We start from the raw sequence: 7,583 nt of genomic DNA, 5'->3' as shown, positions 1-7,583 counted from the left end.
CCACGCCCGGAGCGGCCCACAACCACGCCCACGAACCCTCACCTACAGCAAGATCACTAAACCAGGTGAATGTTTACCTCACCGCATGGCCACAAATGCCTGACCGATAGCTCTCGCCGCGTCAGGTTTCCGCCGCGAGGCGCCGCAGCGAGACTGTCGGGTCGGTGAACTCGCCGCCCGCGTCGGCCCGCCGTGACGAACCGGCGGGCGCGGATTCGGCGGCGGATACGGATATCGTCACGGCACGCCCGCCACGACGGCGGCGGCGGATCTGGCTGCGCGTCCAGGTCCGGAGCCCGGCCGACCGGCAGGGGCGAGTCAGGGACGCGCCAGGTCCGTCGCCACCCCGTCGCGGGCGGAGAAGCCGGGCGCCGGCGGAACAGGAGTGACGGGTGCCGCGACCGGCCGGATCAGGCGACCTCGAGCCAGCGACGCACCCGGAGCCAGCGACGCACCCGCTCGCGCCGGCACCGTCGCCGGCCACCGGGTGGACGACGTCGCGCTGGTTGACCGTGGGAGTCGGCGGCACCCTGACGGTTCTGGTCGCGCTGGGTGCCCTCGGCGCGTGGCTGTTGGCGCACGGCACGGCGGTCAACCAGCGCCTGGTCGACCGCAGCACGCCGGCACTGATCGCCGCGGTGCGGCTGGACGCGGCCCTGGTGAACCAGGAGACGGGTATCCGCGGCTACGGGATGACGGGCCGGGTCGAGTTCCTCGAGCCCTACCGCCTGGGCGGCACCGACCAGGCGCGCGACGTCAGCGAGCTCCGTCGGCTGCTGGCGGGACAGGGCGCCGCGCTGGCCGCCCTCGACGTCGTGCTCACCCGGGCGGCCCACTGGCACGAGGTCTACGCGGACCCGGTCGCGGCCGCCCCGGCGGGTGGGCCGGTGTCGTTCGCGACGGCGCGGGCCAGCGCGGGCAAGACCGCGTTCGACGCGCTGCGCACCGCGAGCACCTCGTTGCAGGCCGAGCTCGCCACGTCCCGGGGCCAGGCGCGCGCGGACCTGAGCCACGTCCGCGCCCAGCGGAACTGGACCTTCGCGGCGATCGCCGCGGTGATCCTGGCTGGCGCGGTGCTGGTGTTCGTCGGTCTGCGGCGCGCGGTGTCCGGTCCGCTGGGACGCCTGGCCCAGGACGCCGGCCGGGTCGCCGCCGACGACTTCGACCGTCCCATCAGGGTCAGCGGACCGGCGGACATCCAGACCGTGGCGCTGAGCGTCGAGCTGATGCGCAGTCGCCTCACGGAGGCACTGAAGACCTCCGAGTCGGGTCGCCGCGAGCTGGACCGCCAGGCCGAGGAGCTACGCCGGTCCAACACCGACCTCGAGCAGTTCGCCTATGTCGCCTCCCACGACCTGCAGGAACCACTTCGTAAGGTCACGAGTTTCTGCCAGCTGCTGCAACGCCGTTACGGTGGTGAACTCGACGACCGCGCCGACCAGTACATCGCCTTCATCGTTGACGGCGCCACGCGCATGCAGAAACTCATCCAGGATCTGCTTGGTTTCTCCCGCGCGGGCCGCGCGGAACAGCCACCGGAAAACGTCGATCTGGAAGCGGTCTACGGCCGCGTCGCGGCGACCTACGAGGACTCCGACGCGGAACTTACCCACGAGCCGTTGCCGTCCGTCATCGGGCATCCGTCGCATCTGGAAATACTGCTGACGAACCTGCTCGGAAATGCCATCAAGTTCCGTCACCCCGACCGCCGGCCGGCGGTCCACGTGAGCGCGCGGCGGGATGGCGATGAATGGCGTGTCAGCGTGACCGACAATGGCATCGGCATCGAACCGCAGTACCGTGACGTCATCTTCGTCATCTTTCAGCGGCTGCACAGCCGCGCGGAGTATCCCGGTACCGGAATAGGTCTCGCCCTCTGCAAGAAGATCGTCGAATATCACGGCGGCCGGATCGCGCTCGACCCGGAGCACGCCGTCGGCACCCGCGTGACGTTCACCCTGCCCGCCGCCGATCCCACAGCCCCCGCCGATCCCGCGACTCAGTCCGACCGGAGTGGGTAGGCAGCGGCCATGGACAGACCCGACGTCGCGCCCGGTGGCCACGCCGCACGCCCGGGACCCGCCCGGCCCCGGGGTGGGACGGCCGACGCGGTGGTGATCGGGGCCGGGGTCAACGGGCTGGTGGCGGCGAACATCCTCGCGGACGCCGGCTGGGACGTCGTCGTCTGCGAGGCGGCGGACGAGGCCGGGGGAGCCTGCCGGTCGGGCGAGACGGTGCGGCCCGGGTATGTCACCGACCTGTTCAGCGCCTTCTACCCGCTGGCCGCCGCATCGCCGGTGCTGCGCGCGCTCGACCTGGAGGCCAGCGGGCTGCGCTGGGCGTGGGCGCCGCAGGTACTCGCCCATCCACTGCCGGACGGGCGGTGCGCCGTGCTGTCCACGGATCTGGACGTCACGGCTCGCTCGCTCGCCGAGTTCGCCCCGGCGGACGCGGGGGCGTGGCACGCCCAGGCCGACCGGTGGCAGCGGATCCGGGAGCCCCTCGTCGAGGCGCTGGTGGCGACGCCGTTCCCGCCGGTGCGCGCGGGCGCCCGGCTCGTTCGCGGGAGGGGGGTGGCGGGGACGCTGCGGTTCACGCGGTTCGCGCTGCTGCCGGTGCGCCGCTTCGCCGACGAGGAGTTCGCCGGCGACGGCGCCGGGCTGCTGCTCGCGGGCAACGCCCTGCACACCGACCTGGCCCCGGAGGCCGCCGGGTCGGCGCTGTTCGGCTGGCTGCTGGCGATGCTCGGCCAGGACGTCGGCTTTCCCGTGCCCCGAGGCGGGGCCGGTCAGCTCACCACCGCCCTCGTGCGCCGGCTGCACGACCGCGGCGGGCAGCTACGCACCCGTGCCGCCGTCGCCGACGTGCTCGTCCGCGCCGGCCGGGCACGCGGGGTGCGCCTCGTCGACGGGACGACGCTGGGGGCGCGGCGCGCGGTCATCGCGGACGTCGACGCCGTGACGCTCTACCGCCATCTCGTCGCCGCCGACCAGCTGCCCGCCCGGCTGCTGGCCGATCTCGACCGGTTCCAGTGGGACAACTCGACCGTGAAGATCAACTGGGCGCTGTCCGCGCCGATCCCCTGGTCGGACGCGCGGTGCGCCGGCGCCGGCACCGTCCACCTCGGCGGCACCATGGACGACCTGACCCTGATGTCGGCACAGCTCGCCTGCCAGCAGGTGCCGGCCGATCCCTTTCTCATCCTCGGGCAGATGACCACCGCGGACCCCACCCGCTCACCCGCCGGCACCGAGAGCGCCTGGGCCTACTTCCACGTGCCGCAGGCGCCGCGCGGCGACGCCGGCGGCCAGGGCATCACCGGCCAGTGGGCCGCCGCGGACGTCGCCGCGCTGGTGGAGCGGGCCGAACGGAAGATCGAGCGCTACGCCCCGGGCTTCCGTGACCTGGTCGTGGGCCGCGAGATCCAGTCCCCGCTGGCCATCGAGGCGGCGAACACCGCCCTGCACCGCGGCGCCCTGGGCGGCGGCACCGCCGGCCTGCACCAGCAGCTCGTCTTCCGCCCCGTCCCGGGCCTGGGCCGACCGGAGACACCGGTGGCCGGCCTGTACCTGGCGTCGATGTCGGCGCACCCCGGCGGCGGTGTGCACGGTGGGCCGGGTGCGATGGCGGCGCGGGTGGCGCTGCGCACCGCCGGCGCGCTGGGACCGGTGCGCCGCGCGGTGACCCGGACCGCCCACGCCCGGATCTACGTCGAGTGACCCGCGGCGGCGATCAGGGTCGGCCGAGCACGGCCTTGTCGAGACGGCGCAGGGTTTCGACGTTGCGCAGCCAGATCATCCGGTCGAGGACCGGGTTGTGCAGCGTACGGGCAAGGCCCCGGTTCGGATGCTCGGTGATCGCGACAAGGGTGCCGCCGTCCCGCTCGGAGACGGCGAGGGTGATGTGGGCCGTGCCGAGCGGCCAGCCCTCCGCCTCCAGCTCGACCTCCGCCGGCGAGTCGTGCCGCAGGCTCGTCGTGACGCCCTTCTTCACCAGCGGCCAGCGGCCGATCTGGTAGTGCAGCCGCGCACCCGGCTCGGGAAACTGCGGGTCCACCGCCCGGATCGCGCCCGTGCCCACCACCCACCGGCTGTAGGTCCAGCCGTTGTCCAGCACGGCCCACACCTGGGACGCCGGAGCCCGGACTAGCCGCGACACAGTAGCCATGAACCCAGTCTGACCAGGCCGAGCTCGATTACCCCTGCCCCGCTGCCGGTTTCGCACCGCTGTGGCCCGGCCGAGCCCCGTGGCGGGCTCAGTCCGATGTGTCGCTGAAGTCCCCACCCGCGCTCCAGGCGATCAGGGGTGGCCGCACCGCCGCGCAGAGCGGACCTCCCCTGGCGTCGCTGAGCCCAAGACGCGCGGTGAGACGGCCGGACCGGCTGGCGGCATCGAGGATGGCGGGACCGACGGCATCGAACATCAGCTTCGCCCGGCGGAACATCGCGAAGGCCCCGGCATCGTCGACCGTGCCCCAGGTCAGATAGATGAACCGGCCGCCGGGCCGGCCCTGGATGTGGGCACCGGTGACGTCCAGACCGTCCGGCGTGCGGGCCGCGGCGGCCCACAACGTCCAGACAGCGCTGGCCGCGTCGGCGCGCTGGGGATCGAGTAGTGCCTCGGGACGGTTCCGTCGCTGGACCGCGACGTGGATGTTCCGGCGGCGGACCGGTTCGCCGCCCGGTCCCCAGTCCTGTCCCGGAAGGTCGACAGCCTCAATCCGGATCCTGATCCGGCCCGGGCCACCGTCGACAGCGTCGCCCCGCAGGTCGAGAAGCGGGTCGCGTCCGGTCACCGCTCGACGATAACCGTGCATGCGGATACGGGCGCCGTGCGCTCCGAACCCGACACTGCCTGCTGTCATACTTCGTGGGTGTTCGCCGGGGGGAATGACACCGCAGGGTCCACTGATCGCTGGGATTTCTTCGTCTCGTACACGCAGGCGGATCGTCCCTGGGCGGAATGGATCGCCTGGCAGCTCGAAACGGACGGCTACCGCGTCCTGGTGCAGGCCTGGGACATGGTGGCCGGCACCAACTGGACGCAGGCGATGCAGAACGGCATCCAGGACTCGACTCGAACTCTCGCGGTGCTCTCCGCCGCCTACCTGGACTCGGCTTTCGGCACCCAGGAATGGCAGGCAGCGGTGGCGGCGGATCCGGCATCCGCCCGCCGGCGGCTCATCCCGGTACGGATCGAGGACTGCGCCCGTCCCGGACTCCTCGGGCAGGTCGTCTCGTTCGACCTGTTCGGTATGCCGGAGCAGGGCGCCCGCGGCGAACTGCTGGCGAGGGTCCAGGAGGTGATCGCGGGCCGCGCCAAACCGGCCGAGGAACCGCTCTTCCCCGGCCTGCCCGCTGGCTTCGGCCGGAACGCCCCCGCGCATGCCACCGTCTCACCGGCGTTTCCCGGTCCCGGCGGGGACACCTCCGCCGCGGCACCGGATCGACCGGCCGAATTCCACGCCCTGCTCGTCGGCATCGGTTCGTACGAGGATGAACGGCTTCCCGCGCTGCCCTGGCTCTCGGGCCTGCTCGACACCGCGGCGGAGCACCTGGAATCCATCGGGTACCGCACGGAGATCCACGACCGGTCCCGGTCGGGCACGAACGCGGTGAAGGCCGCGGTCCATGGTTTCCTCAGCGGCGCCGCACCCGGCGCGACCCTGCTTGTTCTCCTCGCCGGGAATGCCGTCCACGGTGCCGGACCGGGCTCGGACTCCGGCCGGGATTACCTCGTGCCCGCGGATGCCGCCATCGGTTACCAGCCGTTCTGGGATCTGTGCGTGCCCGTCGACTGCTCCGGGCCGCTCGCGCACACCGCCGCCGCACGGGTGCTGGTCCTGGTCGACGGCAACACCGGATACGACCCGGAGGTCCGCACTTTGGTCACGGACGAGGGATGGGGATCGGGCCGCATCGGCGCCGCGCCGGGTGTCGACGTCGCCTATCTCTACCGCGGACCGGCCGAGGGCGCCGAAGTATCCGAGGGTGAACCCCGCGACCTCGCCACCCGGCCCTCACTGAGCCGTGCGCTGGTCGACGTGCTATCCACCCGCCCGCTGCCGAGCACCCTCGCGGACCTGCACACGGCCCTCGACCGCGCGATGGCACTTCCAAACCAGGCCGCTTCACTGGAGGATCGCGGCTGCCTGCTGCGGCCCCTTTCGCCCTGTGATCCCCGTCGGTTCGATCCCTTCCCCCCGTCGCTTGACGGAACTGCGACCGATGCCCCTCCGCACGCCTGGACGGCCGCTGCCGATCGGCACTGTGCCTGGGAGCGAACGGCCGACAGCCCCGTCACCGCCGCCCTTCGAGCCGCCACCGGTGCCCTGGTCGACCACCTGGGCCGCGCCTACGACAGTGCGGTCCAGGTGTCGGCGGACGATCCCTGGCACGACCCCGATCTCGCCCGCCGCATGGCCCGCCGGGTGGAGTTCCTCGTCGGCAAGCTGCCGCCCGGGCCCGAGGAGCTGTCCCCGGCCGAGGCGGCGCTGCTCGTCGCCGGGCCCTACCTGCACCAGACCGTGTGGACGATCATCGTCGCCCGTGCCACCCCCGCCCACCCGACATCAGCGGACCTGCTGACCGGTGATCGAGCCGCACGCGCCGAGTTCGACGTCTTCACCGGCACGCACCCCCGCATCGGACGTCGGATCGAACGGGCCCGACTCGCCGGCGACCTGACCTCCGCCACGTCCGTGTCCTGGTGGCTCGCCCACAAGTGGTGCGAGTCCGACGTGACCACCCGGTGGGAGGCCGTGCTGAGGGAGCTGTTCGCCGGCCTGACCGCCAGCGACGGCCAGGAAAGCCTCGCCGCCGAGGTGTTCCGACCCGACCGGATCGCGGAGATCCTCACAGCGCTGCGCGCGACGGCCACGTTCCTCAACCAGTCCGGGCGGGCTGGAGCGCTACAGGACCTGGTGACGGTCGCTCCAGCGACGAGCGAGGAAATGCCACTGCGGGAGCGCCTTGTCGGCTACCTGCTCGCGATCGGCCAGAAGATGGCCCTGGAGCTCGCCGCGCTGCCACCCGTCCTCGTCGAGCACCTCGGCGTCGCCGACGCGGTGGACCTCGCCGAGGTCCGCACGGCCCTGCGCCGGGCGGAATGGCAGGGCCGCGGCCGCTCCACCCGCACCCTGGCGGTCCAGTGCCGCCATCCGGCGCTGCAGGTCGCCCTCGAACGCCACACCTCGGGCCTCGACGCCCTGCTCGCCGAGGCGCACCGGGCCACCGCGGAGATCCCGGCGCTCGCCGGACTGCCCACCCACGCCACCGCCGAGGGCGTGCGCGCCGCCGAGATCGACGGCCACCCCTGCTACACCTCTGCCGGCGCGCAGTTCCGCCTCGCCGAGGACAAGGTCCAGGAACTGCTCATGGGCGAGCAGCTCTACGAGAACCGCGCGCTGGCCGTCCGCGAGCTCTACCAGAACGCCCTCGATGCCTGCCGCTACCGCCGGGCCCGCCCCGAATACCTGGAACGAACCACTGGCAGGCCATCGTCCTGGACCCAATGCCGTGAAGCGTAGTTTGATCTTTCCGGGATCTGGTCATGCTGCGCGTGGTGCGAGCGGGTGGAGCCGG

5 protein-coding genes are annotated in these 7,583 nt (G+C 72.6%); 3 read left to right on the top strand and 2 right to left on the bottom strand.

Annotated features, from left to right (window positions below; all coding sequences use genetic code 11):
* The first annotated feature begins 512 nt into the window (after positions 1-512).
* Together MXD60_RS28215 and MXD60_RS28210 are read left to right on the top strand one after the other, a co-directional pair.
* Positions 513-2,021, top strand: coding sequence for a sensor histidine kinase (locus MXD60_RS28215; protein ID WP_248822736.1), 1,509 nt, complete (start codon positions 513-515; stop codon positions 2,019-2,021).
* A gap of 9 nt (positions 2,022-2,030) precedes the next feature.
* Positions 2,031-3,719: a phytoene desaturase family protein gene (locus tag MXD60_RS28210; protein ID WP_248822735.1), complete on the top strand. Its 1,689-nt coding sequence runs from the start codon at positions 2,031-2,033 to the stop codon at positions 3,717-3,719.
* Between the two features lie 13 nt (positions 3,720-3,732).
* Here the strand turns inward: MXD60_RS28210 and MXD60_RS28205 are convergent, their stop codons facing one another.
* Together MXD60_RS28205 and MXD60_RS28200 are read right to left on the bottom strand one after the other, a co-directional pair.
* Positions 3,733-4,167, bottom strand: a complete 435-nt coding sequence (locus MXD60_RS28205) for an SRPBCC family protein (RefSeq protein ID WP_248822734.1) — start codon at positions 4,165-4,167, stop codon at positions 3,733-3,735.
* 88 nt (positions 4,168-4,255) lie between these two features.
* A complete protein-coding gene (locus MXD60_RS28200; protein ID WP_248822733.1) occupies positions 4,256-4,795 on the bottom strand; it encodes a DUF5990 family protein in 540 nt (179 codons plus the stop codon).
* Positions 4,796-4,873: 78 nt separating this feature from the next.
* Between MXD60_RS28200 and MXD60_RS28195 the strand changes: the two genes are divergently transcribed.
* Positions 4,874-7,528: a TIR domain-containing protein gene (locus tag MXD60_RS28195; protein WP_248822732.1), complete on the top strand. Its 2,655-nt coding sequence runs from the start codon at positions 4,874-4,876 to the stop codon at positions 7,526-7,528.
* Positions 7,529-7,583 lie beyond the last annotated feature (55 nt).

The sequence above is a fragment of the Frankia sp. AgB32 genome, from assembly GCF_023243045.1.
Taxonomy (GTDB): domain Bacteria; phylum Actinomycetota; class Actinomycetes; order Frankiales; family Frankiaceae; genus Frankia.
Note: the sequence above shows the minus strand (reverse complement) of the source record. Positions and strands in the feature narration are given on the sequence as shown.